The organism is Nocardia cyriacigeorgica, from assembly GCF_005863245.1.
Classification (GTDB): domain Bacteria; phylum Actinomycetota; class Actinomycetes; order Mycobacteriales; family Mycobacteriaceae; genus Nocardia; species Nocardia cyriacigeorgica_C.
Map to the genome: position 1 here is coordinate 25,242 of NZ_VBUT01000016.1, position 26,301 is coordinate 51,542.

A 26,301-nucleotide genomic window follows, 5' to 3' on the forward strand; every position below is an offset into this window, starting at 1 on the left:
GTCATCGTGCCGCACCGCCGGGCGGCGGGCGCGGCCGGCACCGCGCCGGGTGGTCAGCCGCGGCGTTGACCGGCGGTCATCGTGGTGGGCCGGACCCGATCGGCCCAGCCGCACGGCAGCGAACAGGTGGCCGTTACCCAGGTCTCTTCGTCGTCGTTGTCGAAAATGTGCTTGGTGGTGGCGGCACGTGCGGGATAGCCACAGGCACCGCATTTGCCGAAGTAGTTGAGGATCTCTTCGGTGTGGGTGATCGCCACGCGGCGATCGGGTTTCGTCATCGCTTCTCCTTCGTCGATGGTGGCACCGTCCAGTGTGCCGAAAATGTGGCTGGCGTCACACCGGATTCGGTTGGGAGTTGTCATAGGGCTGGTCGGACGGGTTTGGGGGAACGGCCAAGCGCGCGATCGGGGATCGGCGCAAAAGCCGTGGTGAACTTCGGGCAACAGGATTCGGGGGCCCTTACCGGCGGCCGCGGTGACGCCGAAAGGCGGTGGTGGGAACCACAACCCCGCTGTATTGTGACTGACGTTACACAGTAGCTACCCGCCGACCCGAGTTGTTCGTTGCGGGCCGACGAGAAGATGTACGCAGTTGGTTACCGACGTCATCGATGTGGTCGCTGAATTAGCGGCAAGCCGGGTAGCAGTATGGGATCTGCTGCTCGACGCGCAAACCTATCCACGTGTCTTCGCCGGCATCGGCGCCGCCGAACGCCTGGACGTGCCCGACCGCAACCCTCTGCTGGAACTGCGAGTCGGCACCCCCGACACCGGCATTCGCATCCACCAGATCCGCGTGGCGATCGGCCGCTGGTACGAGAGCATGGAACTGCACAGCCCGATGCAGGGCAGTTTCGCCTCGATCCGGTTGAGCGGAGAGGGGGAGCGCACCCGCGTCTGCGTCACCTACTTCAGCCCCGGCCGGATGCATCCGCAGCTGGCGAAGCTGTCCAACGGCGCGATCACCGCATGGACCGAGGCCGGGCTGCGTCGCATCGAAGACATCGTGCGCGGTGCGCGCACCTCCGTGGTCGTCAACGGGGAGAACTCGCCGGTCCGGCGTCAGGTCGGCGTGCTTCGCCAGGTCATGACCACCGGCGTGGTGAACACCGGACGCCCGGACGTGGCCATGAAACAGCTTCGGTCGCTGAGCAAATGGGGCTTCAACCTGGCGGGCGGCTACGCCGCGGGCGCGGTCCACTCGCCCGACCGCATCGCCGTGGCCGACGACCGCGGCAGCCGCACCTTCGCCGAGATGCACGAACGCACCAATGCCCTGGCCGGCGCCATGGGATCGCTCGGGCTCACCTCCGGCGACGCCATCGGGCTGCTGTCGAACAACCACGCGGGCATGGTGGAAACCATGGTCGCCGCGGGCAAGCTCGGCGTCGATGTGGCCCTGCTCAATTCGGGCCTGTCCGGGCGGCGCATCGAAGAGATCGTGCAGCGGCACCGGCTCTCGGCGCTGTTCGTCGACGGTGAACTCGAAGAACTGGTCCGCTACCTGCACACCGACGTCCCCCGCTACAACACCGACGGCAGGCCGCCGGTGCCCGACCGCACCACCATCGACGAGCTGATCGCCATGGGGCAGTACGAGTTCCGTCGCCCGAGCCAACCGGGCAGGCTGATCGTGCTCACCTCCGGGACCAGCGGCCGGCCCAAGGGTGCGCGCCGCCCGCATCCGAAGGGCTTCGGCACCATCGCCGCGCTGCTGTCCCGGATCCCGCTGGGCATGGACGAGGCCATGCTCATTCCCGCGCCGCTGTTCCACACCTGGGGCCTGGCCGGCCTGCAATTGAGCACCGCCCTGCGCTCCACGGTGGTGCTGCCGGAGAAGTTCGACGCCGAGGACTGCCTGCGCCGGATCGAAGAACATCGCGTCGTCACCCTGATCGTGGTGCCGACGATGGTCAAACGCATCATGGATCTTCCGGTGCAGGTGCGCTCGCGCTACGACACCTCCAGCCTGCGCCACGTCGTCAGCTGCGGTGCGCCGCTGGCCGGGGCCACCGTGCTGCGATTCATGGACCTCTACGGCGACATCCTCTACAACGTCTACGGATCCACCGAGGTCAGCTGGGCGTCGGTGGCCACACCGGAGGATCTGCGCACCTCACCGACCACCGCGGGCAGGCCACCGCTGGGCACCAAGGTCGCGGTGCTCGGCGAGGACCGCAAACCGGTGCCCATCGGTGCCGCCGGGCGCATCTTCGTCGGCAACCACATGCTCTTCGACGGCTACGTCAACGCCGCGCCGCCCGATGAGGCCGACGGCATGCTCGACACCGGCGACCTCGGCTATTTCGACGTCGCCGGGCGGCTGTTCATCGCCGGCCGCGACGACGAGATGATCATCTCCGGCGGCGAGAACGTCTTCCCGCGTCCGGTGGAAGAGGCGCTGTCGCATCTGCCGCAGATCAGCGAGGTGGCCGTGGTCGGCGTCCCCGATGACGAATTCGGCCAGCGGCTGGCGGCTTTCGTGGTCAAACGCGAAGGCGCGGGCCTGGATCCGGACATGATCCGCACCTACATCCGGCACCGGCTCAGCCGATTCTCGGTGCCGCGCGACGTCACCTTCCTGAGCGCGCTGCCGCGCGGGGAGACCGGCAAAATCCTCAAACGCCTGCTGACCGACGCCGGCGGCCCCGGACGCCCGCCCGCGATCGGTGGACTGGCGCTGCCCGGACCGATGTAATCGCGGCAGGTGCCCCTGCGGGCATGCGGCGCCATCGCGTAGGTTCTTCTACGCGAATGCCCGGCATGTTGGAAAGGCGCCAGTGATCGTCGTCTCGGTTCTCATGGGTCTGCTCGCGCTCACGGTGCTCGGTGCGCTGCACTGGTATCTGTGGCGGCGGCTGGTCCGCGACACCACCCGGCCGGGGTCGGTGGGCTGGTGGTTCGGCACCGGCGTCATCGTCGCAGGCGCGGTCCTCATGGTCGCCGCATTGGTCGCGCAATTCACCCGCGCGCCAATGGGTTTCGTCCGGCTGGTGTCGTGGCCGGGGTTCCTGTGGGCCGCGCTGATGATCTATCTGCTGATCGGGACGCTGGTCGGGGAGCTGCTGCGGCCGCTGGTGATGCGCTGGTACGACGGGGTGCGCGGGGACGGCGGGGTGTCGACGGGTGACACCGGGGCGCAGGTCGACGGCAGCGAGCAGCGAGGTGACCGAGGTGACGCTGGATCGCTGCACTCCGACTTGCCGCACACCGGGCCGCACGCGGGATCGCCACAGCTCACGACCAGGTTAGACGTGGCGCAGGCCGCGTCCGAAGACGGATCACCGCGCGCCGCGACCGAGCCGGAAACGCCCGGGGAGGTCGCCGGATCGCCACAGACCGCGGCCGGATCCGGTGCACCGGGCTCGGCGATCGGCACCGCCTCCCAGCTCACTGCCGTGGCAGACCCGTCCGAGACCAGCACCGCGGCGGCCGCGCCCGTGTCGCGGCGGCTGTTCGTCTCGCGCGTGCTCGGTGGCGCCGTGGTGGCGGCCGCGGTCGGGACCGTCGGACTCGGCACTTACAACGTGCTCAGCGGTCCGGCCGTGAAACGGATGACGGTGCTGCTGCCCAAGCTGCCTCCCGAAGCCGACGGATTCCGGATCACGCTGGTCAGCGATCTGCATGTGGGCCCGGCGCTCGGCCGTTCGTTCACGCAGCGGGTGGTCGACACCGTCAACGGCACCGATCCGGATCTGATCGCCGTGGCGGGCGATCTCATCGACGGCAGGGTCGCCGACCTGCGCTCGACGGTCGCGCCGCTGGCCGAGCTGCGCTCGCGTCTGGGCACCTACTACGTCACCGGCAACCACGAGTACTACTCCGGCGCCGACGAATGGGTCGAGCACGTGCGGGAACTCGGCATGCGGGTGCTGATGAACAGTCGCGTCGAGCTGCCCGGATTCGATCTGGCCGGTGTGGACGACGTCGAAGGCGAGGCCGAGGGCCGCGGCCCCGATGTCGCGGCGGCGCTGGCGGGCCGCGACCCGGCGCGGGCCTGTGTGCTGCTGGCGCATCAGCCGGTCGTCATCCACGACGCCGTCGATCACGGCGTGGATCTGCAACTGTCCGGCCACACCCACGGCGGCCAGCTCTTTCCCGGCAACCTGATCGCCGATCTCGCCAATCCGACGTTGGCCGGGCTGGAACGCTACGGCGACACCCAGCTCTACGTCACCCGCGGCGCCGGCGCGTGGGGTCCGCCCGTGCGGGTGGCGGCGCCGTCGGATATCACCGTGCTGGAACTGCGCACCGTGCGGGACCGGATCAGCGCGTCGCGTCGTTGAGCAGCGCGCCGATCCGCGCCAGGCGCGGCAGTTGTTCGTCGCGGAACGACGGCGGATGGTGCACTTCGACGCTCAGCTGATCATCGAAGGTGCTGATGATGATCGTTCCGCCGCCGGGTTGCGGTAGCCGCCGCCCGGTGCGGTCGCGTTTGGCGATCATGGTGGAGCGGAAATCGGTGATGCGCAGGCCATCCGGGGTGACCAGGCGGGGAATGCGGCCCCAGTTGGTGGCGATCACGGTGCCCAGCGGAGTCGGTGGCATCTCCGGAATCTGCAATGGCGTTTGCTGGATGAACCCGGAATCCAGCCCCTCACGCAACGCGGCGCCGATGCCCCGGGCGAGCCCCACCAAACTGGGTTCGGTGCCCGGACTCGCCCGGTAGGAGGTGTAGCCGAGCACGTTGGTGGCGTCGGTGGCCCCGACCGTCGGACGCAACCGCCGCCGCAGATCGACCGAGTACGCGTAGTGCAGACGATCGACCGGCACGCCACGCGTCGCGGCTTCGGTGAGCAGCAGCGCCGCCGACACCAGCCCGTGCACGGTGACGCCGGTGCGGTGGCCGAGGTCGATGAGCGCGGCGGTGGCGGCCTTGCTTAGCCGGCACCGGGTGGTGATGAGCGCGGGGTAGGGGTCGTCGGCCGCCGAGGTCTGGGCCGAGTGCGCAGGCGGCCGCGGCGTCGCGCCGGGCACCGGGCGTTTGACGATCCCGCGCTCGGACAGCAGCGTCTCCACCGACGCCGGATACGGCCGCTCCGGCACCACCGGCGCCCGCCCCGCCGCGGCCTCCCGATAGCAGCGCCACAGCTCGGCGAAGATCGACAGCGAATGCACGGCATCGGCGATGCTGTGGTGGGTCAGCAGCGTCACGCTCGCGTAATCACCGTCGCGCACCACACACAATGCGCACGCCGCCCGCCGCTGATCCGGGTCCGCGCCGGTCAGCAACTGTTCGGGCACGCCGTCGGCCACCGTGAGCCCGGGTGCGTCGCCGTCCGGGGCGAGCAGGACGTGACCGAGGTCGTCGACCGGCGCCAGCCGCGCACCGAGCATCGGATGCGCCCGCAGCACGGCATCGAAGGCCACCGCGAGCGCACCCGGATCCAGCCGTCCGCGGACACGCGCCGAATATCCGACGAAAACCTCCGCGAATGCGAAAATTTGCTCACTCGGCGCCAAAGGACGCAAAACAGTGGCTGCGGTCATATCAATGCCTTCCCCGGTGACCTGCTGTGAGACTATCCCAAAACCCTGGTGCCGCCGGGAATTTCATGGCCGCGATACAGTCACATCGGGGTCGATCGACGGCTCGTGTATCGTTTGGTTAGGTAAACCTAACTCGCCGAGGGAGGCTGGATGGCCAGGAAGCGCACGACCTTGACCGTGGTCGAGACCGAGCGGATCGGCCCGCATTTCGTCCGGGTCCATCTCGGCGACCCCGGATTCGATGATTTCACCCCGATCGAATTCACCGACGCCTACGTCAAGCTGCTCTTCGACCGCCCCGACGGCGAAGTGGCGCGCACCTACACCGTGCGCTCGGTCGACCCGATCGCCCGCCGCATCGCGATCGACTTCGTGGTACACGGCGACGAGGGCATCGCGGGCCCGTGGGCGGCGAATGTGACTGTGGGCGAACAGATCACGATGTTCGGCCCGAGTGGCGCCTATGCCCCGCGCGCCGATGCCGACTGGCATCTGCTCGCCGGCGACGAATCCGCCCTGCCCGCCATCTCGGCGGCCGTGGAGGCGCTGCCCGACGGCGCCATCGCCAAGGTGTTCGTCGAGGTCGCCGACGCCGCCGACGAGATCGCCTTCAACTCCAAGGCCCAGCTCGAGGTGCACTGGATCCACCGCGGCGGCGCGGCGCACGAGGTCGGCGAGGAGCTGGCCGGCGACAATGCCCCGATCATCGCCACGGTCCGCGACGCCGAATGGCTGCCCGGCCAGGCCGGTGTGTTCATCCACGGCGAGGCGCAGGCGGTCATGCACAACCTGCGCCGCTACATCCGTAAGGAACGCGGGGTGCCCGCCGAGTTCGCCTCGATCTCCGGCTATTGGCGGCGGGGCCGCACCGAAGAGAGCTTCCGGGTCTGGAAACGCGAACTCGCCGCCGCCGAGTCCGGGGACAACGCCTGATCAACCGGCAAGGCAGGTGCCCTCCGACAGCACCGGCACGCAGATGCCCGCCGTCGCCGACAGCAGCAAGCCCGCGCCGAGTGCGAGCGCGCCGAGGCTGATCGCCGCGAACACCAGCACCCACAGCAGCCCGGGCAGCCTGGTCAGGCGCGCGAGCTGATCGGCGTCGGTGGTCAGCTCGGCCGACCGGCGCCCGGACCGGGTGCGCTGCAATTCGATGACGGGCCTGATTCCCGCCAGCAACAGCAACCAGGTCGCCAGATAGGCGAAACCGGCTTGCAGGGTGTCCGAGCCGAACCAGGACACGCCGAAAACCAGTGCGCCGGTGAGGAATACCGAGACGACGCCGTAGACGTTGCGCACCATGATCAGCATCGCGGCCAGTGCGGCGATCGCGATCCACAGCATGAGCGTGATCCGATTCGCGCCCAGCAGGGCGGCGAAGCCGAGGCCGAGCAGGGCCGGCGCCGGATATCCCGCGAGCGCGGTGCAGATCATGCCGAGGCCGTAGGGCTTGCCGCTCGAGACCGTTAGCCCGGACGTATCCGAGTGCAGGGTGATGCTGGTGAGCCTGCGTCCGGTCAGCAGGGCGACCAGTGCGTGCCCGCCTTCGTGGGCGATCGTCACCACATTGCGCGTCAGCCGCCACAGCGGCCCGTATCCCACCAGAACCAGCGCCACCGCGGCGGCGCCGAGCACCAACCACGACGGCGGGGCCGCCTGCGTCGTCGTCAATCGATCCGCGATCGAGCTGCCACGGTCGACCAATTCGGCTGTATCCACCGCCGCACCCTAATCGAGACGGCCGATCGTCGCAGCACGCCCGCGACCGAACTGCGGGCGGTTGCCCCACTGTCGCCGCCACGAACCGAGATATGTGTGAATGGGACGTTTCACAATTCCGTGGTGCGTCGATTCGGCGGATTGCCGAAGTACGGAGGATGTGACCGGTTCGCCCGATAGACCGGGATACGTTCGAGGTGTCGGTGGTGGTTCGGTGGAGGGAATGCGATGAGTGAGGATGTCCCGTACGACACGGCGGCGCGGGACTCCCCGGTGGCGCGGCGCGCGGAAAGCGATTTCGGCACCGCGCTCGGACTCGGTCTCGATATGGCGTTGGTGCTGCTCGACGACTCGGATCCGTCCTCGCGGCGGGTGATGGCCCGGCTGGAGCGGGCCGCCGCGCGCTGCGCCAGGGAGCAGGTGCCGCTGGAAGCGATCCAGCACGTCATCCACGACAGCGTCAAGACCGGGCTCGGTCTCGGCGATCCGGGCCGTCGGCGGCTCGGGTTCGGGATGGGTGGCAGCGACGAATGCCTCATCGTCGATCTGCTCGACACGTTGACCTCGGCGGTCTCGCGCGCCTACGTGGCACAGCTGCGCTCGGCGCCCGGTTCCGTGTGAGGCGGGCGCAGGCAGTGTTCGCCGGATGTCAGGACGAACGGTAGGTGCGCGCGACCAGCGCCGACCGCAGGTACCACAGACCGGAGGGCTGGGTCGGGTCGAAGCCGGTGAGCTGTGCGATCCGCTTGAGCCGGTAGTCGATGGTGTTGGTGTGGATGTGCATGACCCTGGCGGTGCGCTGCCGGTTGAGGTTGTTGGAGATATGGCGTTGCAGCGTCTCCAGCAGTTCCGGGTGGTCGTCGAGCGGGTCGAGCAGCGAGCCGAGATACTCACGGCCCGGCCCCGGTCTGGTCAGCTGATACTCCAGCGCCATATCGTCGAAGCGGTACAGCCCGCGCACGCAGCGCAGCCGCTGCACCATATCCAGCAGTTCATGAGCCTGGTCGGCGGCGCCGGGAATCTTGTCGGTGGGCGATTCCACCACCGCCGCGGTGATGGGCACCTGCGCGGCGCGCGAGAGCTGGGTGACGAGTTCGTCGAGTTCGTCGTCGGCGAAGGTCGCGCTCGGGATGAGGATGGTGCCGCCGTCCACGCTCAGCAGCGACAGCGCCCGTTCCCCGCAGCGGGTGGCCAGCTCCGCCTGCACCCGGCGCAGTTTGCGCCGCGCCACCACCTTGCCGTCCAGGGTCGGGTCGGCCTCGTCGGGATGGGCGGGGATCGCCATGGCCAGCACGGTGTAGGACTCGGCGATCTCGATCCCGCATTCGCGGGCCATCGTCGAGGTGCTGTGCCCGCCCAGCAGCGCGGAGGTGAGCGTGTGCACCGCGGTGTGGTGCTCGCTGACGACCGCGCGCAGCTCGCGCACATACGCCATGGAGATCGCCGAGGTCATCCGGTCCAGCATCTCCACCACCAGCTTGGCGCCGTCGACCAGGTTGGAGTAGTCGGTGACCGAGGCGTTCGACACCACCAGGTCGAAGCCCAGCTTGAAGCCCTCGTGGATGGCGTGGTGGATGGTGTCGATCGGCACGCCCTCACGCGCCCAGCCGGCCGCGGCGTTCTCCAGGCGCCGGGTCTTCTCCGGGATATCTCGCCCGTCGAGCATGCTCACGGCCAGCTCGAGACAGACCCGGGTGATCGTGGTGACGTCGCCGTAGATGGCGTCGCCGGGCAAGGTGCCGCAGGGCACCACGTTCTCCACGAAATGGCCGACCATCTGCCGCGATAGGCTGCGAACGTCCTGCAGGGGCGCCGACATCGGCTGCCCGGAAACCGTGAGTGCTGCTCGCATCGCGCTGTCGACGGCCATGGTGACTCCTTCTACCCCCCGATTGCGACTGTGCGGTAATACGCTAGCCAGCCCGTCACCGCAACCGGGGAGTTTTCCGAGTGGATTGGGCGGGCGCGGGTCTGTGAACGACATTGTTTGTGAGCGATCACAGCTGAATTCTTCCTGGTGGCACCGAACGCGCTCAGCCGGGTAGGCCGGGCGCGAGGACCGTGGTGATGTGCTCGACCGTGGTGCAGCTCGGCTCGCCCGCGGGATCGGCGCTGCGATCCACCCGGATCCGCACCACCCCGCCACCGGCGGTGCCCAGTGCCAGCGAGCAGTTGGTGTCCTGGCCGTCGCCGGACTGGTGGAAGCGCAGGGCGGGCCGGTTGGCGACGGTGGTGTCGGTGGCATCGGCGATGCCGGGCTCCTCGCGCAGTTGCGTGAGTTCGGTGTCGTCGGCGAATTGGATGCGCACGGCGGCGTCGGCGCTGCTCCACCCGCAGCCGGTCCAGGTGTCGTCGGCGCCGACGGCCACATCCTTGCGTTTGGACGCGGGGGAGAACCCGGCCTCGGTGATCAGCTGATCGGAGAGCGTGCACGGATCCCACGACGGGGCCGCCGGAGTCTCGGCGTCCCCGGAACCGCATCCGGTCACCAGGATGCCCGCGCTGATCACTACCGCCGCCAGTCGAATCATGGCGCGGATGCTAGCGAGATCGGAGCCTCGCGCACACGTCTGTTGTGCCGGTTCACAGGCATCGGCGCGATGAGATTGATCCTGCAACAAAGGATGCGCCGGACACCGCGACGCCGGCGACCGACGGCAACGCGTCGCCGCCAACCTGAGCCGAACGCCGCCCACCACGTGCGGTGGTCGGCGTTCGCGCAGTCCTGCTGATCTGGGAGGAGAAAGCTCAGTACTGCGTTCCGGCAGCGATCGCCCTCGGCAGGAGGTGCCGACGCTGTCGCGTCGGTTGATGTCGAGCGCAGCGGCCCTGTTCAGCGACTCGGGTGGCCCACCGAAGGCCCCCGGGCTCACGGATCGTGCTATGGAGGAGCACCGGCAGAACACGCGCGGCGCGGTGGCCCGGCCGACCTGGCTATCAGCGAGGTCGGCGGGACCATCGTGCGACGCGGACGCTCGGGCATTCCCTACCGCGATTTACGCCAGAACCCGCGCTTCGGTTCCACCTGGTCCCGTGCGGATTCGGCCGCCCGGGCGCTGGTGTCGGCCAGGTGCGCGCTCTGTTCGCGGGCGGCCGCGGCGAGTTCGGCGGCGCGCTGCCGGGCGAGTTCGGCCCATTCCGCACCGCGGTGCTTGGCGACATCGGCGAACTCGGCTCCACGATGCTTGGCCACATCGGCGAATTCCGCACCGCGGTGCTTGGCGACGTCGGCGAGTTCGGCGCTGCGCGCTTTGGCGAGTTCGGCCCATTCCGGTCCGTGCTGCTGAGCGGTCTCGGCGAGGGTCGCGCCGCGCTGTTTGGCCGCCTCGGCCAGCACGGGTCCGCGTTGCTGGGCGGTTTCGGCCAGGACCGCGCCGCGCTGCTGGGCGGTTTCGGCCAATGCGGCACCACGGTGTTTGGCGGCTTCGGCGAGTTCGGCGCCACGGTGCTTGGCCGCCTCGGCCAGCACGGGGCCGCGTTCCTGCGCCGTTTCGGCCAGAGCCGCACCCTTGCTCGCGGCGACACCGGCGAGCTCGCGACTGCGCTCGGCCGCGTGCTGGAGCTGTTGGCGCAGGGCGTCGCCGGTGCCGTCCTGCGACGACGCACCGAACGGCAGTGCCGCGCTCACCGCGGCCGCCGCGCCCTTGGCCGCGCGCCGCCCCCGCCAGCCCAGCGACGGTTTGCCCTCGGTATCGGCGCTGGCGATCATGAGCCCGCCGAGCAGACTCACGTCCTTGAGGAACGCGGTGCGTTTGGCGGCTCTGCGCTCGGGATCGGATTCGGCCCAGAAGTCCTGCTGGGTGAGGGTGGCCGGGACGACGGTCGCGGCCAGGGCCAGCGCAGCCAGCCGCGGAGCCTTGCCGAGCGCGAGCATCGCCCCACCGGCGACCTGGGTCACCGCGGTGGCCTTGACCAGCAGGTCGGGATTGCTCGGCAGCTTCTCGGCCACGTCCGACGGCAGCTTCTCATGCCCCTGCTGCACCACCGCCGATGCCGTTTTCACCCGGGGCTCCGGATGCATGAGGGTGTCGACGCCGTCCACGACGAAAGCACTCGCCAGCAATGGTCGGGCGAGCCTGCGGATCAGCATGATGGGAACCCCTTTCCTCGGGAGTCTCGATCGTGACGTGATGGTCGTGCGGTCGAACTCTGGCGAAGCCGCGGCAATGGGTCGTCGCGGACCGGTGAGGGGCCAGGCCGACATCGTCGTCGGCCCGCCCACCAGGTGTTTCCGACCGTACCACCGCGTATACCCGCTATGACCGAGGTGAATCGGGGCGCGCGGAGAGTTGCCCTCAGCCGAAGCGGCTCGGGCTCATCACAATTTGTCGGCGGTGCGCCGCGGCATCAGCGCGCACGCGAGCACCGTCAGGATGGTCGTCACCAGCACCGCGATGAACACCAGATGCACGGCGTCGGCGAGCAGGTCCGGTGTGGGGCTGTCGGTGTCGCCGATGCGCGCGTTGACGATCGCGCCGAACACCGCCACACCCACGGCGCTGCCCAGCGAGCGCGCGAACATATTCGCCGAGGTGACCACGCCCCGTTCGCTCCACTCGGCGCTGGTCTGCGCGGCGATCAGGGTGGGAGTGGCGACCAGGCCCATGCCGGATCCGATGACGAAACAGGACGCCGCGACCTGCCACAGCGGGCTCTGCGCGGTAATCAACAGCATCGAGGCGGCACCGGCGGCCGCCAGTGTGCTGCCGATCAGTGCGGTATTGCGGAACCCGAGCCGCAGATACACCCTTCCGGCCTGCGAGGCGGCCAGCGGCCAGCCGAGAGTGAGCGCGCCGACGGTCAACCCGGCCACCAGCGCCCCGGTGCCCAGCACACCTTGGGCGAACGTCGGAACGTAGGAGGTGAGCCCCAGCAGCAGCGCACCGACCATCAACGACACCGCACTACTGGCCACCACCACCCGCCGGGTGAACAACCACAGCGGCAGGATCGGGTGCTCGGCCCGGCGCTGCACCCAGATGAACAGCCCGATCACCACCACACCGCCGGCGAAGATCGCGATACTGGCAGGCGACTGCCACGCCCACGCCTGCCCGCCTTCGAGCAGCCCGAGAATCAACGCACCCGCTCCCAGGGTGAGCAGGGTGGCGCCCAGGTAGTCCACCCGCTGACGTCGTCGCGGCGCGGTCTCGGTGAACTTGCGCAGCAGCATCCAGCCCGCCAGCGCCGAGATCGGGATATTGATCAGGAAGATCCACTGCCAGCCGATGTACTCGGCGAATACCCCGCCCAGCAGCGGTCCCGCCACCGACGACATCGCCCACACGCTGGCCAGGTAGCCCTGCACCTTCGCGCGTTCGGCGAGGTTGTAGAGGTCGCCGGCGATGGTCATCGTCATCGGCTGGATGGCGCCGGCGCCGACGCCCTGGATGGCGCGGAAGATGATCAGGCCGAGCATGCTGCCCGCCAGCCCGCACAGCAGCGACCCGAGCGCGAACACCCCGATCCCGAACAGGATCACCGGTTTGCGCCCGACGATGTCGGAGAGTTTGCCGTAGATCGGCACCGTCACGGCCTGGGCCAGCAGATAGATGGAGAACAGCCACGGGAACTGGGCGAAGCCGCCGAGGCTTTCGGTGATGGTGAGGACGGCGGTCGCGATGATCGTCGAATCGAGCGCGACCAGCGAGGTGGCCAGCATCAGGGAACCGAGGACAGCACCGCGTTCCGACCGCAGGCCAACCGCTGATTCCGCTGTATCCGTCACCATCGGCGGCCCCTATCGTTCGCTCGAGTAAACAACTCGAACGAACACCGGCGCCACCGGAATATTCCTGGCAGCTGCATCAGAAGCGGATCTTCAGCTGGTCGCTGCGCGGCCGCGCCTGGCAGCCGAGGATGTAGCCGGCGTCGATGTCCTCCTGGTCGAGGATCGCGCTCGGCGGCATATCGACCTCGCCTTCGACCACCGTGCACGCGCAGGACCCGCATTCGCCCTCGCGGCAGGAGTAGGGCACATCGAGTCCCTTCGACAGCATGATGTCGACGAGGGTGCGCGAGCGCGGCCAGTCCATCTGGTGCACCTCGCCGTCGAGTTCCACCGCCACCGCGGCGGAGTCCTCGTCCGGATCGACGTCGTCGATCTCGGCGAACGGGTCACCCGAGAGCGAGGTGAAGACCTCGGTCCGCACCCGCTCGCGCGGCCACCCCGCGCCGGTCAGCGCGTCGCTCACCGCGGCCATGAACGGCGCGGGGCCGCAGATGAACGATTCGTACGCGCCGAACGGTTCGGCGAAGGCGGCCAATTGGGCGGGGGTGGGCAGGCCTTGCAGCGTTTCCAGCCGATGCACCACCGTCAGCCGATCGGAGTGGCGTTCCACGAGTGCGCGCAGCTCATCGGCGAAGATCACCGAATCCTGATCGCGGTTGGCGTAATACAGCACGACGCGGCCCGAGCCCTCGGCCAGCGCGGACCGCAGGATCGACATCACCGGGGTGATGCCGCTGCCCGCCGCCCACAGCAGGAAATCGGTATCGAGCGAGTCGGGGGTGAAGGTGCCCGACGGCGGCAGCACCTCGAGTGCGTCACCTGCGGAGACGTTGTCGCACAACCAGTTCGAGCCGTAACCATCGGCTGTGCGTTTGACCGTGACCTTCGGCGCATCGTCGGCGTAGGGCGAGCTGGCCAGCGAATAGCAGCGAGCCACTGAGCCGGTCTGCTCGCTCGGGATGCGCACCGTGAGGAACTGTCCCGGACGGTAGCGGAAGCGGTCCGCGACCTCGTCCGGAATCTCGAACACCAGCGAGCGGGCGTCGGCGGTTTCCTCGATCACCTCGGTCACCCGCAGCGTCACCGCGCGCGAGCTGCGCGGTAGATCAACAGTCGCCGTTGTCACTTCTTCCTCCTGCGGTCACGAATGGGCGCCGAGGTTATGCTCGCCGATCCCGGCGGCCCGATGGGCGCGCGCTCCCGATGGCCGGGACGCCGCCGTCGACCGCCCGCTCACCGGGAAGCTGCGCCGCAGCGCGGCTCGACTCGCCTTACCGTCACGCCGGTGAGCAGTCGATTCCCCGGGAGCATCCCATGAACCGCATGCAGGACAAGGTCGCGTTGATCACCGGCGCCGCGCGTGGGATGGGGCGCACCCACTGCCGCAGGCTGGCCGAAGAAGGCGCCGACATCATCGCGCTGGATCTGGCAGCCTCGGCCGATGATCTCGCCGCCACGGCGAAGGAGGTGGAGGGCCTCGGGCGCCGGTGCGTCACCGCATTCGCCGATGTGCGCGATCAGGACTCGCTCGACGCCGCCGTCGCCGCGGGAGCGGGTCGCCTCGGCCGCCTCGATGTGATCGTCGCCAATGCCGGCATCTACGCCGATCTCGGCCCGTCGTGGGAACTGACCGACGCCGCCTGGCAGCGCACGCTCGACATCAATCTCACCGGTGTCTGGCATACCGTGCGGGCCGGCGCGCCGTATCTGCCGAACGGCGCCTCGATCGTCATCGTCAGCTCCACCAACGGCCTCAAAGGCGGTGCGAATGCGGCGCACTATTCGGCCAGCAAGCATGCCGTGGTCGGACTCGCCCGCACCCTCGCCAATGAGATGGGACCGCTGGGCATCCGGGTCAACACCGTGCATCCGGGCTCGGTCGGCACGCCGATGATCCTGAACGAGAGCGTGTTCGCGAAGTTGCGCCCGGACCTGACCCATCCGACCGAGGCCGACGCGGCCGAGGCGCTCGCGCAACGCAATCTGCTGCCCGTGCCCTGGGTCGACCCGGTCGACGTCAGCAACGCGGTGGTGTTCCTCGCATCCGACGAGTCCCGTTATGTCACGGGAACCCAGCTCGTCGTGGATGCCGGACTGACTCAGAAGGTGTGATATGGGACGAGTTTCAGGCAAGGTCGCGCTGGTCACCGGCGCGGCGCGGGGGATCGGGCGCGCGCAGGCGGTGCGACTGGCCGAAGAAGGCGCCGACATCGTCGCGCTCGACATCTGCGCGCCGGTCGAAACGGTGATCATCCCACCGGCCACGCCGGAGGATCTGGCGGAGACCGCGCGGGCGGTCGAGGCGGTCGGCGCGAAGGTGGTGACGGCGACGGTCGACGTGCGTGACGGCGCGGCTCTGCGCGCGGCGACCGATGCCGCCGTCGCCGAACTCGGCGGCCTCGACATCGTCTGTGCCACCGCGGGTATCACCTCCAGCGCCCCGGCATTGGAGTTGAGCGAAGCGGCCTGGCAGACGATGCTCGACGTCAACCTCACCGGCGTCTGGCAGACCTGTAAGGCCGCCACCCCGCATCTCATCGAACGTGGTGGCGGCTCGATGATCCTCACCAGTTCCATTGCCGGTCTGCGCGGGCTGGTGGGCGTCGCCCATTACACCGCCGCCAAACACGGCGTGGTCGGGCTGATGCGTTCGCTCGCCAAGGAATTGGCGCCCCACCAGGTGCGGGTGAATTCGGTGCACCCCACCAACGTCGATACGCCGATGATTCAGAACGACATGGTGCGCAAGGTCTTCCGGCCCGACTGCGAACATCCGACGCGCGCGGAATTCGCCGAAGCCGCCATGTCGATGAATATGCTGTCGATTCCGTGGGTGGAGCCGATCGATATCGCCAATGCCTCGCTGTTTCTCGCCTCCGACGAGGCGCGCTATATCACGGCGGTGACGTTGCCGGTGGATGCGGGGAGCACTCAGCGGTAGAGGTTCACCCTTGCGGGTCCGGGGGCCTTGGCGATCGCCCGCCCGCGCTTATGCCCTCCGGGATCTCTGCATCAAAATAGTTCGGCCCCATCATCTGATGGGGCCGAACTGCGTCAGATCCTGTCTACGGAGCCGAATCACTCCTTACGCAGCAGGAACGCCCGCACCGCTGACTCGAACGCTTCCTTCTGCTCGATCATCGCCCAATGCCCGCAATTGGGGAACACATGCAATTCCGCGCGCGGAATCGTGCGCATCGGAATCAACGCCATATCCAGCGGACTCACCCGGTCGTCGCGACCCCAGGTCAGCAGGGTCGGCGCCTTGACCTTGTGCAGCATCGCCCACGGCGGGGGAGCGTCGGAGGCTTCCATCGCGCGCACCATGGCGGTGAACGCGGCCTTGCTGTACATCCGGCGGGCACTGTCGAGGGTTTCCGGATCGGTGGCCTGCGTCCAGCGTTCCTCGATGAGTTCCTCGGTGACCAGCGCCGGGTCGTACACCATCGAATGCAGCCATTCGATGAGCCGAGCCCGCGTCGGGTTCTCGGTGAACTCCTGTAGCAGCTTGATGCCCTCACCCGGTCCCGGGCTGAAAATGTTCTTGCCGATCCCGCCGATCGTCACCAGTTTGCCGACCTTGTTCGGTTGCGCGATCGCGTAATTCAACGCCACCCCGCCACCCATCGAATTGCCGATGATATCCACCCGATCGAGCCCGAGCGCGTCGACGAACCGGCCTACCGCCTCCAGCGCGGTGACCATCGGATGCCCACCGAAATCGTCACTCACCCCGAAACCGGGAAATTCCAGGATCAAACACCGGAAGTCCTCGGCGAACACCCCGAGATTCCCGCGGAAATTCCGCCACCCCGTCACCCCCGGCCCTGACCCGTGCAGCAACAGCAGCGGCGCCCCCTGCCCGGCCTCGTGATACCGCAGCACCCCCGCCTCGGTCCGCACCTCCCGCAGCGTGCCCTCATAACTCAGGTCCGAAGACATACCCAACCTCCATCTCAGTCGTTCACCCCCACGTTGCCACTCCCGCCCCCGATCCCGGCCCCCCTGTTCCGTTCAGCGGGCGCACCCCGTTCCCTGCCCGAAAACCTATTCCCGCACCGGCCCATTCGTCCTGCGATCGGCGTTTCCGCACCGAGCGAACGCATCCGTGCACGAGCACGAGCACGAGCCGGCCGTGCACGTGCACGACCGGCCCGGCCCGAAACACTCAGTGGGCGAACACCAGCCCTTCCTCGCCGGGATCGGTCACCGCCGCCGGCGCGGACAGCTGGACGATCCGGCGCGGCAGCGCCACCGCGACCACCGCACCGATCACCGCGGTGGCGGCGCCGATCAGGAACGCGATGGTGTATCCGCGATCGAGGTAGAACACCGCGCCCTGGGTCATTTCCGGCGGGATCGGCGCGATGTAGGAGTTGTTCATGACCGTGAACGCGATGACGGGCAGCACGGCGGGGAACACGCTCTGCGAGACGCCGACGATGCTGGCGGTGCTTGCCTGCAACTGCGGCGGCACGGCCTCGATCAGCAGGTTCGGGATGGAGGCGTAGGCCATGCCCATGCCGGTGCCGAAGATGCCGGCGAAGACGATCAGCAGCGGCTTGCTGTCGTGCACGAAGGCGGTCAGGGTGAAGCCGGCGGCCATCAGCAGCATGCCGGAGGCCATCAGGATGCGGGGACGCACATCGCGTCGGCCGACCAGCAGGCCGACGAGCACGCCGCCCACCACGACCATCAGACCCACCGGCGCCTGGAAGATCGCGAAACCTTCGGCGCTGACACCGAATCCGTAGCCGAGCCCGAGCGCAGCCGGTGTCATGGCCAGCATCGGCAGCAGGATGGTGAACAGCCCGCTCGATCCGTAGCAGAGTCCGGCGCCGATCGTGGTGAGCAGCACCGGCCTGCGCCCGAGCACGTCCAGGTCGATCAGCGGTTCCCGGATCATCCGCGCGGTCCCCGCCCACGCCAGCAGCAGCACCACACCGCCGGCGAGGTAGGCCAGGGTCGAACTGTCACGCCAGCCCCAGGTCGGTCCGAAGCTCACCGCGATCAGCACGCCGGCGATACCGCCGCCGAGCAGTACCGCGCCGAGCAGATCGAGCCGCGACCGCAGCCGCACCGGCGATTCGGCGGTGGTGAGGAAGATCAGCGCACCCAGCACGGCGAGCCCGATGACGAAGAACCAGAAGATGCTGCGCCACCCGAAGTTGTCGATCAGCCACCCGGTGAGGAAGGGCGCGGGAATCGCGATCAACCCCATGCCGCTGGTCGCGATGCTGACGGCCAGCGCGATCGTCTTGGCCGGGAACACGTCCCGGATCAGCGAGTAGCTCAGGAACAGGCAGGGCACCAGCAGGCCGGTGAGCGCGCGGCCGGCGATGAGCACGGCGTAGCTACCGGCGACGGCCGACAGCAGTGAGCCCGCCGCCGCGACGGTCACACAGCCGAGCAGGGCCTTGCGCTTGCCGTACATGTCGGCGAGCTTGCCGATCAGCGGCGCGGTGACGGCTCCGACCAGCAGGAACGAGGTCAGCAGCCAGGCACCCTGGGTGGTCTGGTAGTGCGCGGCGATCGACGGTAGTGCCGTCGAGATCATCATGTAGCTCACCGCGAGCATTTCCAGTAGAAGCACGATCGAGGCGAGCGAAAAGATCAGGCGCGGGGTCCAGCGCTGCGCGATGTCGGGTGTGGGGGTGGGAGCGACCATCAGCGGTCCTTTCGGGGGTGGTTCTCGCATTCGACGAATCGATCGGAATGCGTAACCGACATCACACTTTCCCCCGGCGTGTCGCAGTGCCCGATATCCCACCCACTGGGAGACGAATATGACTGATCGACAGATCGGTGACCTGAAAACCCTTGATGATCAGCGATTTCCGCGTGTATCACATCGGATGAATTCACGCTCGTGGCTGGAAACGGCGAAACCCCCGCGGACAGTACTGTCCACGGGGGCTTCGATGGGAGCGCGAATTCCGTTACGTGCGCGGGAAAGACGAAATCGTGAGAATGAGAGCCTGCTCAGCTCACGCGTGCGTACCTCCATCGATCCGGATCTCGGTGCCGGTGATGAACGCACCGTCTTCGGAGACCAGCATGGCGATCACACCGGCCACCGCCGTGGGATCACCCATGCCCGCACCGCCCGACTCGAGATGTGTCGGCAATACCGGCGAGAGTTTCGCGAACAACGACCAATCGGCGTCGGCGGGAACGTAACCCGGTGTCGCGTCGGTGATTCCGGATTTGATGCTTCCCGGCGCGACACACACGGCGCGCAATCCCTTGCCGCCGAATTCCAGCGCGAGCGCGTGGGTGAACGACTGGATTCCGCCCTTGCTCGCCGCATACGCGGCCATATATGGATGGGCGAACGCCGCCGACGTGGAGCTGAAATTCACCACCGACGACCGCGGATTGGCCAGCAGCGCGGGCAGCGCTTCGCGGACCACCAGAAACGTACCGGTGAGATTGATGCCGATGATCTGATTCCACAGATCCAGACCGGTCTGCTCGGTATGCGAGGCGCGCAGAATGCCCGCGGCGTTCACCACCGAATCGAGGCCACCGAGCGTTTCCACCGCCGTCCGCACACCGTCGATCACCGACCGCTCGGTGCCGATGTCCATGGTGAGGGTAGTGAGCCGGTCCGCGGTCCCGCGTTGCTCGGCGCCGGCCTTGGTGGCGGCCAGGCCGTCGGCGGACACATCGGCCGCGACGACCGCGGCACCTTCATCGAGCAGCCGCAGCGCGGTGGCCTGCCCGATCCCTGAGGCCGCGCCGGTCACCAGCGTGCGATGGCCTTCCAATCGCTTCATGAATTCTCCTCGTCTGAAAGGGTGGGTCAGCCGATCCGGCCGGGGACCGGTTCGTGCCGTAGTTCGTCGGTGGCCAACGCGCCCTTGGCGACCGCCGCCTCGATCGAATCGCGCAGCGCCGGGCAGGTCGGAATCCATTTGCTGTGCTCACCGAGCGCGGCCCGCCGGGCGAATTCCGGGCAGGCCGATTCGGCCTCGTCGAGCCACTGCACGCTGGTGTGGCTCGGACTGAACTTCTCCACCAGGACGCGGTTACCGCATGTGCCGCACTGTATCGCTTGCATCTGGATGCTCCTCGTCAGCGCACCGGCGGCGCGCTTGGCGTGTTCGGTTCAGCCGAGGCTGATGTCGTCGGGCGACCAGAACGCGCGCATGCTGGTGATCCGCGCGTCCTCGTCGAAGGTCATGACGTCGATGGGTTCGATGACGATGGTCTGCTCACCGGTGTCGGTGATAACGCGGAATCCGAACGCGGCCTCCGCGCCCGCGACGCGGACGTTGTGCAGTTCGGTACTCACCTTCACCGATTCCAATGCGCTGTAGAACTTTTCGATCGCCGCGCGCCCGATGTGCGGCGGGCTGCCGACCGGGTCCTCGACGGTGGCGTCGTCGGTGTAGAGCGCCGCGATGTCCTTCGCGGAGCCGTTCGCCACGGTGTCGAGGTAGCGGCGCACTGCCGCGCGGATGTCGTCTGCTGAGGCCATCGAGGGCTCCTCCGGGGTTCTGGGTGATTACGGTCAGTGGCCGAGCAGGTCGCGCACGGCGAGGTGGCTGAACAGCATGGATGCGCCGATCGGGTTGCCGCCGCCTGGGTAGACGGTGCCGCTGACGGCCGCCATGGTGTTGCCGGCCGCGTACAGCCCGGGAATGGGCTCACCGTCGCGTCCGAGCACGCGCGCGGCGCTGTCGGTGCGCAGCCCGCCCTTGGTGCCGAGGTCGGAGATGCCGAACGCGGCGGCGTGGAACGGTCCCTGCTCGATCGGCACCAGCGGCGGTTCACCACCGGAGAACGCGCGATCGTAGGCCTCGTCGCCGCGACCGAAATCCGGATCGACGCCGGTCTCGACGAAGGAGTTGAACCGCTGCACCGTGGCAACCAGCGTCTCGGCCGGGACACCGATCTTCTCGGCCAGCTCGGGCAGCGTGTCGGCGGTGTGCCACAGCCCGGCCGCCACATACTTCTCCGGTTCGACCATCGAGACGTTGGTGGCCTTGACCGGCGGCACCTCGCCCTCTCTGTCGTCGTAGATCATCCAGTAGGGCAGGGCCAGCGAACCGTCGTCGAGCTTGCCGATGATGTCGCGGCCGAGCCGGTCGTAGGGCGCGGATTCGTTGACGAAGCGTTTGCCGTCCTGGCCGACGAAGATGCCGCCGGTGAACCACAGCGCGAACGCCGAACGCCCGTCCGGATGCGTCAAACCCGGCGACCACCAGGCCTGATCCATCAGATCGGTATCCGCGCCCGCGGCGATACCCGCCTTGTGCGCCTTACCCTGATTGCCCCACGGGCCCATGGTGTCGCGGGCCTCGCCGGGCACGCCGTAATGCTTGCGTAGCTCGTCGTTCTGCTCGAAACCACCAGCCGCGAGCACCACGCCCTTGCGGGCCCGGATCGCGAACGGCTCGCCCTCGCGTTCGGTGATCGCGCCGACCACGACGCCCTCCTCGACCACCAGCTCGACCAGCGGCGTATTGAGATACAGCCGCACGTCCGGATACGACGACAGCGCCAGCAGGAACCGACCGATCAACGCCTGACCGCCGATCAGCATGTCCGGCAGCGGCGCCCCCAGCCGGTCGGTATCGAGCGGCCCGCGCAGCTGCTCACGCATCTCGCCCAGCGCGGAGGCGGGCAGCGGGGTCGGCATGATGTGGCGCTGCCCGTCCAACCGCGCCTTGGGCGCCTTACCGAAGTAGTCCGGCCACGGCAGCATCTCGAACGCGAAATGCTCATCCGATTCCAGGTATTCGATGAGATCGCCGCCGCGGCGGACGTAGGTTTCCTGGAGTTCGCGCGGGGTCCGGTCACCGACGACGGCGTGGTAGTAGGTGAGCGCGTCCTCGATGGTGTCGTCGGTGCCCGCGCGGCGCAGCACCGGATTGCACGGGAACCACATGCCACCGCCCCCGGAATACGCGGTCGTGCCGCCGAACTTGTCGGTCGCCTCGACCACCGCGACGGTCAGCCCTTCGCGGGCCGCGGTGTAGGCGCCGGCCAGGCCGCCGCCCGAACCCGCGACCAGCACGTCCACCTCGTCGTTCCAGTCCACCACTGTGTGGGCCTTCGGGTCTGCCACTGCCTGTCCTCCTGTGCTCTTGCTCACCGTCGACGCTATGTCGAACAACTGCCCGCGGGGCGCGGCTCTCCCGGTCACCGGGAACGTGGCGGCGGCTGCGGTGAACGTGCCGGTCAGCGGGAGAACGCCTGCTCGAAGGGCCCGCGCAGTACTTAGCGTCGCAGGAGAACTGGAGATTGCTTCGAAAGGTAGGCATGTGAACGCCGAGACGCCAACGTCTGTAGAGACCGTCCCGACCAGCGTCGACGTGGTGGTCGTCGGTGCGGGCATCGCCGGGCTGTACGCGCTGCACAAATTCCGCTCGCAGGGTCTGACCGTGCGGGTCTTCGAGGCCGCCGACGGGGTGGGCGGGGTGTGGTACTGGAACCGCTATCCGGGCGCGCGCTGCGACGTCGAGAGTGTGGACTATTCGTACTCCTTCGACGAGGCCCTGCAACAGGAATGGAACTGGAGCGAGAAGTACGCCACCCAGCCCGAGATCCTTGCGTATCTGAACCACGTCGCCGACCGCTTCGACCTGCGCCGCGATATCGAGTTCGGCGCCCGCGTCACCGATGCGGTGCTCGACGAGTCGACCCTGCGCTGGGAAGTGCGCACCGACACCGGCACGGTGGTGTCGGGGCGGTTCGTCGTGCTGGCGGTCGGCCCGCTGTCGAATGCGAACACCCCCGACATCGAGGGCCTGGGCAGCTTCGCCGGTCCGGTCCTGCACACCTCGCAGTGGCCGCATGAGGGCGTCGATTTCACCGGGCAGCGGGTAGGCGTGATCGGCACGGGTTCCTCGGGGATCCAGGCGATTCCGTGCATCGCCGAACAGGCCGACCGGCTGCACGTCTTCCAGCGCACGCCCAACTACAGCGTTCCCGCGGGCAACGTGCCGCTCGATGAGGACACCCGGCGCGCGCAGAAGGCGAACTACGCCGAGCGGCGCCGCCTGTCGATGGCCAGCGGGGGCGGTTCCCCGCATCAGCCGCATCCGAAATCCGCGCTCGAGGTGTCGGAGGAGGAGCTGCGCGAGGCCTACCAGAAGCGGTGGGAGCTGGGCGGGGTGTTGTTCAGCAAGACCTTCCCCGACCAGATGGTGACCCGCGAGGCCAACGACACTGCGCGCCGGTTCTGGGAGGAGAAGGTGCGCGCGGTGATCGACGATCCCGAGGTCGCCGAACTGCTGATCCCGACCGATCACCCGATCGGCACCAAACGCATCTGCACCGACACGAACTACTACCAGACCTACAACCGCGACAACGTGCAGCTGGTGAACCTGCGCGCCACCCCCATCGAACGCATCGATGCCGGCGGCGTGCACACCACCGCCGACTACTACCCGCTCGACGCGCTGGTGCTCGCCACCGGATTCGACGCGATGACCGGTTCGGTGGCCAAGCTGAACATCGTCGGCCGGGACGGGCGCACCCTCAACGAGGCGTGGCGCGACGGCCCGAAAACCTATCTCGGGCTCGGCGTCACGGGCTTTCCCAACCTGTTCAACCTGACCGGGCCCGGTAGCCCGTCGGTGCTGGCGAACATGGTGCTGCATTCGGAGCTGCACGTCGACTGGGTGGCCGGCGCCATCGAGTACCTCGACCGCAACGGCGCGACCGCGCTGGAGGCCAGGCCCGACGCGGTGGAGGCCTGGGTGGCCGAATGCGCCGAACGTGCCGCACGCACCCTCATGCCCACCGCGAACTCGTGGTATCTGGGGGCGAATGTGCCGGGCAAGCCGCGGGTGTTCATGCCGTTCGTCGGCGGATTCGGCGTCTACGGCGAGATCATCGCCGAGGTGGCGGCCGCCGAATACAAGGGCTTCGACGTCATGGCGGGCTGACCGCAGAAACGAAACGGGTGGTTGGACCGGCTCGTCGGTCCAACCACCCGTTTCGTCGTCTTCGGGGTTCAGTCGGCGAAGCCGCCGAAGGTGCCCTTGTAGAACAGCAGCGGCCGCCCGTTCTCGTCGGCGGCCAGCTCGGTGACCCGGGCCAGCGCGATGGTGTGGTCGCCCGCCTCGTGTTCGAACTCCAGCGTCGCCTCGATGTGGGCGAGTGCGCCGGTGATCGCGGGAGCGCCGTTGCTGCCGTGGGTCCAGTCGATCCCGGCGAACTTGTCGCCGCCGCTGACGGCGAACTGACGGCAGATGTCGCGCTGATCGTGGGCCAGCACGTTGATGCACAGCGAACCCACCGAGCGCAGCATCGGCCAGCTGGTGGAGGTCTTGGCGGGGCAGAACGACACGAACGGCGGATCCAGCGACACCGATACCACCGACTGGCAGGTGAAACCCAGCGGCCGGGTGCCGTCGTGGGCGGCGATCACCGCGACACCGGTGGCGAAGTGCCCGAGCACCTTGCGGAGGGCGGCGGGCCCTGGGCAGCCCGGTTCGATGACGATGTTGTCTGCGCTCATGCGTGGGGTCCTCCCGAAGATCTGTCGAACTCCAGCATCGAGTGTGCACGGTGGGTGTCTCAATGCGCCGTCCCGGTCAGTGGTTGTTCGGCGGGTACGGGTGATTTGCCTGGTTGCTAGCATTTGCCGGTGGCATCAAGTGAACCGGAAATCGGCCTGGTCAATCTCCCGCCGACCAGTTGGGCCGTGCTCGCCATGCTCTCCTATGAGGAAGAGATCTCGGGCTACGACCTCAAGAAGTGGGCCGACTGGAGTATCCGGTACTTCTATTGGAGCCCCTCACACAGTCAGATCTACTCGGAGCTGAAGAAGCTCGAAAAGCACGGTTACGCGACCTCGCGCGTCGACAGCGACAATGCCATGCGCGGGCGCAGGCTCTACCGCATCACCGACGAAGGCCGCGCGGCGGTGACCCAGTGGTGCAATGAGGCGCCGGTCGACAAGCCCGTCCTCAAGCACCACGTGATGCTGCGGATCATGTTCGGGCATCTGAGTTCGCCGGAGCGGCTCAAGGAGATCCTGCGCGACCACATCGAGGACATCGACCGTCTGCGCAAGCGGGCCGCGATCGATTCCGCCGCAGCCAAATCCGAACCCGGCTGGGCGTACTCGCAGATCGTCTTGCAGTGGGCCGAGCGGCATTACGCGGCCGAACGCGATCTCGCTCAGGAGCTGATCGAACAGATCGACGCGGCCGATTCGATCCTGGTGAAGGCCGAGCACGACGACCGGTCCGAATACCCGCATCCGACGCCGGGACGCTGGCGTGAGGTCGAACAGCGGGTGCAGGAATCGGAGGGAACGGTCGAGGACTGAACGATTTTCGCGCTCGGGCACGGTGCTCGAGCGCGAAAAGTTCGGAGTGAGCGACGGTTAGCTCTCGTCGAGCCGAGTCAGTCGCGTGAGATCGGCCCACACGTCCTTGCAGGCCTGCCCGGCCAGTTCGAGCACGGGCATTGTCATGAAACCGTGGATGACGCCTTCGTAGCAGCGATGAACGGTCGTGACGCCGGCCTCGGCCAGGGCGTGGGCATAGGCGTCGCCCTCCGAGCGCAGCGGATCGCAGCCGGCCGTGACCACGATGGCAGGGGGCAGCCCGGCGAGATCGGCCGCGACGGGGCTCGCGTACGGATGGGTGCGGTCGGCGAGATCGGGCACGTACTGGTCCCAGTACCAGCTCATGGCGGCCCGGGTGTTGTAGAAACCCTCGCCGAAACGCGTGTAGGAATCGGTGCCGAAGTCGGCCGCGAGCACCGGATACAGCAGGGCATGCGCCGTGATGGCGGGCCCGCCGCGATCACGGGCCATCAGTGCGACGACGGCGGCGAGGTTGCCGCCCGCACTGTCACCGGCGACGGCCAGCCGCGCCGGATCGGCGCCGAACTCCCGCGCGTGCTCGACAGCCCACAGCGTCGCCGCGTAGACGTCCTCGGCCGCGGTGGGCCACCGATGCTCCGGCGCGAGCCGGTAATCCACCGACACCACCACCGCACCCACCCCGTTGGCCATCGACCGGCACAGCCCGTCATGGGTGTCCAGATCGCAGAACACGAACCCGCCGCCGTGCGCGAACACGATGAGCGATACGAGTCCATCGGCCGAAGCGGCCGGACGGTACACGCGAACTCCACCACCCGATGGCAGATCTCGTTCGATGATCTCGCCTACCCGCTCGGGCTCATCCGGCAGCCGCAACCGCGCCCGGATCGCCGCTCGCGCTTGCGCCCCGGTCATGGTCTCGACCTTGGGGAACCCGGCATCGAGCACCGGCAGTAGTGCCGCGACTTCGGGGGCGAGTTCGGTGTTTTCGTCAGTGGTCATGAGGCACAACGCCTTTCCCGATGTGCGGCGCCGCGCACCGCGAAGGCTTGGAGCAGAGGCAGTCG

Annotated in this window: 24 protein-coding genes; 8 read left to right on the top strand and 16 right to left on the bottom strand. The window is 68.2% G+C overall.

Annotated features, from left to right (window positions below):
- Positions 1-53: 53 nt before the first annotated feature.
- The gene (locus tag FEK34_RS28895) at positions 54-278 is read right to left on the bottom strand and encodes a hypothetical protein (protein ID WP_138453058.1); all 225 of its coding nucleotides are present in this window, start codon (positions 276-278) and stop codon (positions 54-56) included.
- Between the two features lie 313 nt (positions 279-591).
- Here FEK34_RS28895 and FEK34_RS28900 point away from each other — a divergent pair, with 313 nt between their 5' ends.
- A complete protein-coding gene (locus FEK34_RS28900) occupies positions 592-2,697 on the top strand; it encodes an AMP-binding protein (RefSeq protein WP_138453060.1) in 2,106 nt (701 codons plus the stop codon).
- Positions 2,698-2,779: 82 nt separating this feature from the next.
- Positions 2,780-4,285 carry a metallophosphoesterase gene (locus FEK34_RS28905; protein ID WP_138453062.1) on the top strand — a complete coding sequence of 502 codons (1,506 nt, stop codon included), beginning with the start codon at positions 2,780-2,782 and terminating at the stop codon, positions 4,283-4,285.
- Here the strand turns inward: FEK34_RS28905 and FEK34_RS28910 are convergent.
- Positions 4,266-5,489, bottom strand: coding sequence for a phthiocerol/phthiodiolone dimycocerosyl transferase family protein (locus FEK34_RS28910; RefSeq protein ID WP_138453064.1), 1,224 nt, complete (start codon positions 5,487-5,489; stop codon positions 4,266-4,268). The genes FEK34_RS28905 and FEK34_RS28910 overlap by 20 nt on opposite strands.
- Positions 5,490-5,639: 150 nt before the next feature.
- Here FEK34_RS28910 and FEK34_RS28915 point away from each other — a divergent pair, with 150 nt between their 5' ends.
- Positions 5,640-6,422: a siderophore-interacting protein gene (locus FEK34_RS28915; protein ID WP_138453066.1), complete on the top strand. Its 783-nt coding sequence runs from the start codon at positions 5,640-5,642 to the stop codon at positions 6,420-6,422.
- Here the strand turns inward: FEK34_RS28915 and FEK34_RS28920 are convergent, their stop codons facing one another.
- The gene (locus FEK34_RS28920) at positions 6,423-7,205 is read right to left on the bottom strand and encodes a M50 family metallopeptidase (RefSeq protein ID WP_138453068.1); all 783 of its coding nucleotides are present in this window, start codon (positions 7,203-7,205) and stop codon (positions 6,423-6,425) included.
- Between the two features lie 228 nt (positions 7,206-7,433).
- Here FEK34_RS28920 and FEK34_RS28925 point away from each other — a divergent pair, with 228 nt between their 5' ends.
- The gene (locus tag FEK34_RS28925) at positions 7,434-7,826 is read left to right on the top strand and encodes a hypothetical protein (protein ID WP_138453070.1); all 393 of its coding nucleotides are present in this window, start codon (positions 7,434-7,436) and stop codon (positions 7,824-7,826) included.
- A gap of 28 nt (positions 7,827-7,854) precedes the next feature.
- On the opposite strand, the gene FEK34_RS28930 is transcribed toward FEK34_RS28925, so the two are convergent.
- From FEK34_RS28930 to FEK34_RS28950, 5 genes are all read right to left on the bottom strand, one after another.
- On the bottom strand, positions 7,855-9,075 hold the full coding sequence (locus FEK34_RS28930) for a PucR family transcriptional regulator (RefSeq protein ID WP_138453072.1): 1,221 nt from the start codon (positions 9,073-9,075) through the stop codon (positions 7,855-7,857).
- 163 nt (positions 9,076-9,238) lie between these two features.
- A complete protein-coding gene (locus FEK34_RS28935) occupies positions 9,239-9,736 on the bottom strand; it encodes a DUF3558 family protein (RefSeq protein WP_138453074.1) in 498 nt (165 codons plus the stop codon).
- A gap of 455 nt (positions 9,737-10,191) precedes the next feature.
- The gene (locus FEK34_RS28940; protein ID WP_138453076.1) at positions 10,192-11,295 is read right to left on the bottom strand and encodes a DoxX family protein; all 1,104 of its coding nucleotides are present in this window, start codon (positions 11,293-11,295) and stop codon (positions 10,192-10,194) included.
- Between the two features lie 228 nt (positions 11,296-11,523).
- Entirely contained in the window at positions 11,524-12,936 is a 1,413-nt protein-coding gene (locus FEK34_RS28945; protein WP_138453078.1) for an MDR family MFS transporter, read from the bottom strand.
- Between the two features lie 76 nt (positions 12,937-13,012).
- On the bottom strand, positions 13,013-14,062 hold the full coding sequence (locus FEK34_RS28950; protein ID WP_138453080.1) for a ferredoxin--NADP reductase: 1,050 nt from the start codon (positions 14,060-14,062) through the stop codon (positions 13,013-13,015).
- Between the two features lie 188 nt (positions 14,063-14,250).
- Between FEK34_RS28950 and FEK34_RS28955 the strand changes: the two genes are divergently transcribed.
- Positions 14,251-15,048 carry a mycofactocin-coupled SDR family oxidoreductase gene (locus tag FEK34_RS28955; protein WP_138453082.1) on the top strand — a complete coding sequence of 266 codons (798 nt, stop codon included), beginning with the start codon at positions 14,251-14,253 and terminating at the stop codon, positions 15,046-15,048.
- A gap of 1 nt (position 15,049) precedes the next feature.
- A complete protein-coding gene (locus FEK34_RS28960) occupies positions 15,050-15,877 on the top strand; it encodes a mycofactocin-coupled SDR family oxidoreductase (protein WP_138453084.1) in 828 nt (275 codons plus the stop codon).
- A gap of 137 nt (positions 15,878-16,014) precedes the next feature.
- On the opposite strand, the gene FEK34_RS28965 is transcribed toward FEK34_RS28960, so the two are convergent.
- The 6 genes from FEK34_RS28965 to FEK34_RS28990 form a co-directional block, all read right to left on the bottom strand.
- A complete protein-coding gene (locus tag FEK34_RS28965; RefSeq protein WP_138453086.1) occupies positions 16,015-16,878 on the bottom strand; it encodes an alpha/beta fold hydrolase in 864 nt (287 codons plus the stop codon).
- A 226-nt stretch (positions 16,879-17,104) separates the two neighbouring features.
- The gene (locus FEK34_RS28970) at positions 17,105-18,604 is read right to left on the bottom strand and encodes an MFS transporter (protein WP_138453088.1); all 1,500 of its coding nucleotides are present in this window, start codon (positions 18,602-18,604) and stop codon (positions 17,105-17,107) included.
- Between the two features lie 319 nt (positions 18,605-18,923).
- Positions 18,924-19,715 carry an SDR family NAD(P)-dependent oxidoreductase gene (locus tag FEK34_RS28975; protein ID WP_138453090.1) on the bottom strand — a complete coding sequence of 264 codons (792 nt, stop codon included), beginning with the start codon at positions 19,713-19,715 and terminating at the stop codon, positions 18,924-18,926.
- 26 nt (positions 19,716-19,741) lie between these two features.
- Positions 19,742-19,999, bottom strand: coding sequence for a hypothetical protein (locus FEK34_RS28980; RefSeq protein WP_138453092.1), 258 nt, complete (start codon positions 19,997-19,999; stop codon positions 19,742-19,744).
- Between the two features lie 48 nt (positions 20,000-20,047).
- On the bottom strand, positions 20,048-20,419 hold the full coding sequence (locus FEK34_RS28985; protein WP_138453094.1) for a nuclear transport factor 2 family protein: 372 nt from the start codon (positions 20,417-20,419) through the stop codon (positions 20,048-20,050).
- Between the two features lie 33 nt (positions 20,420-20,452).
- The gene (locus FEK34_RS28990) at positions 20,453-21,988 is read right to left on the bottom strand and encodes an FAD-binding protein (protein WP_138453125.1); all 1,536 of its coding nucleotides are present in this window, start codon (positions 21,986-21,988) and stop codon (positions 20,453-20,455) included.
- A 220-nt stretch (positions 21,989-22,208) separates the two neighbouring features.
- Between FEK34_RS28990 and FEK34_RS28995 the strand changes: the two genes are divergently transcribed.
- Entirely contained in the window at positions 22,209-23,840 is a 1,632-nt protein-coding gene (locus tag FEK34_RS28995; RefSeq protein WP_138453096.1) for a flavin-containing monooxygenase, read from the top strand.
- 68 nt (positions 23,841-23,908) lie between these two features.
- Here FEK34_RS28995 and FEK34_RS29000 read toward each other — a convergent pair whose 3' ends face one another.
- The gene (locus tag FEK34_RS29000) at positions 23,909-24,415 is read right to left on the bottom strand and encodes a flavin reductase family protein (protein WP_138453098.1); all 507 of its coding nucleotides are present in this window, start codon (positions 24,413-24,415) and stop codon (positions 23,909-23,911) included.
- A 195-nt stretch (positions 24,416-24,610) separates the two neighbouring features.
- Between FEK34_RS29000 and FEK34_RS29005 the strand changes: the two genes are divergently transcribed.
- The gene (locus tag FEK34_RS29005; protein WP_249358516.1) at positions 24,611-25,231 is read left to right on the top strand and encodes a PadR family transcriptional regulator; all 621 of its coding nucleotides are present in this window, start codon (positions 24,611-24,613) and stop codon (positions 25,229-25,231) included.
- 57 nt (positions 25,232-25,288) lie between these two features.
- Here FEK34_RS29005 and FEK34_RS29010 read toward each other — a convergent pair whose 3' ends face one another.
- A complete protein-coding gene (locus FEK34_RS29010; RefSeq protein WP_138453100.1) occupies positions 25,289-26,236 on the bottom strand; it encodes an alpha/beta hydrolase in 948 nt (315 codons plus the stop codon).
- Between the last annotated feature and the right edge of the window lie 65 nt (positions 26,237-26,301).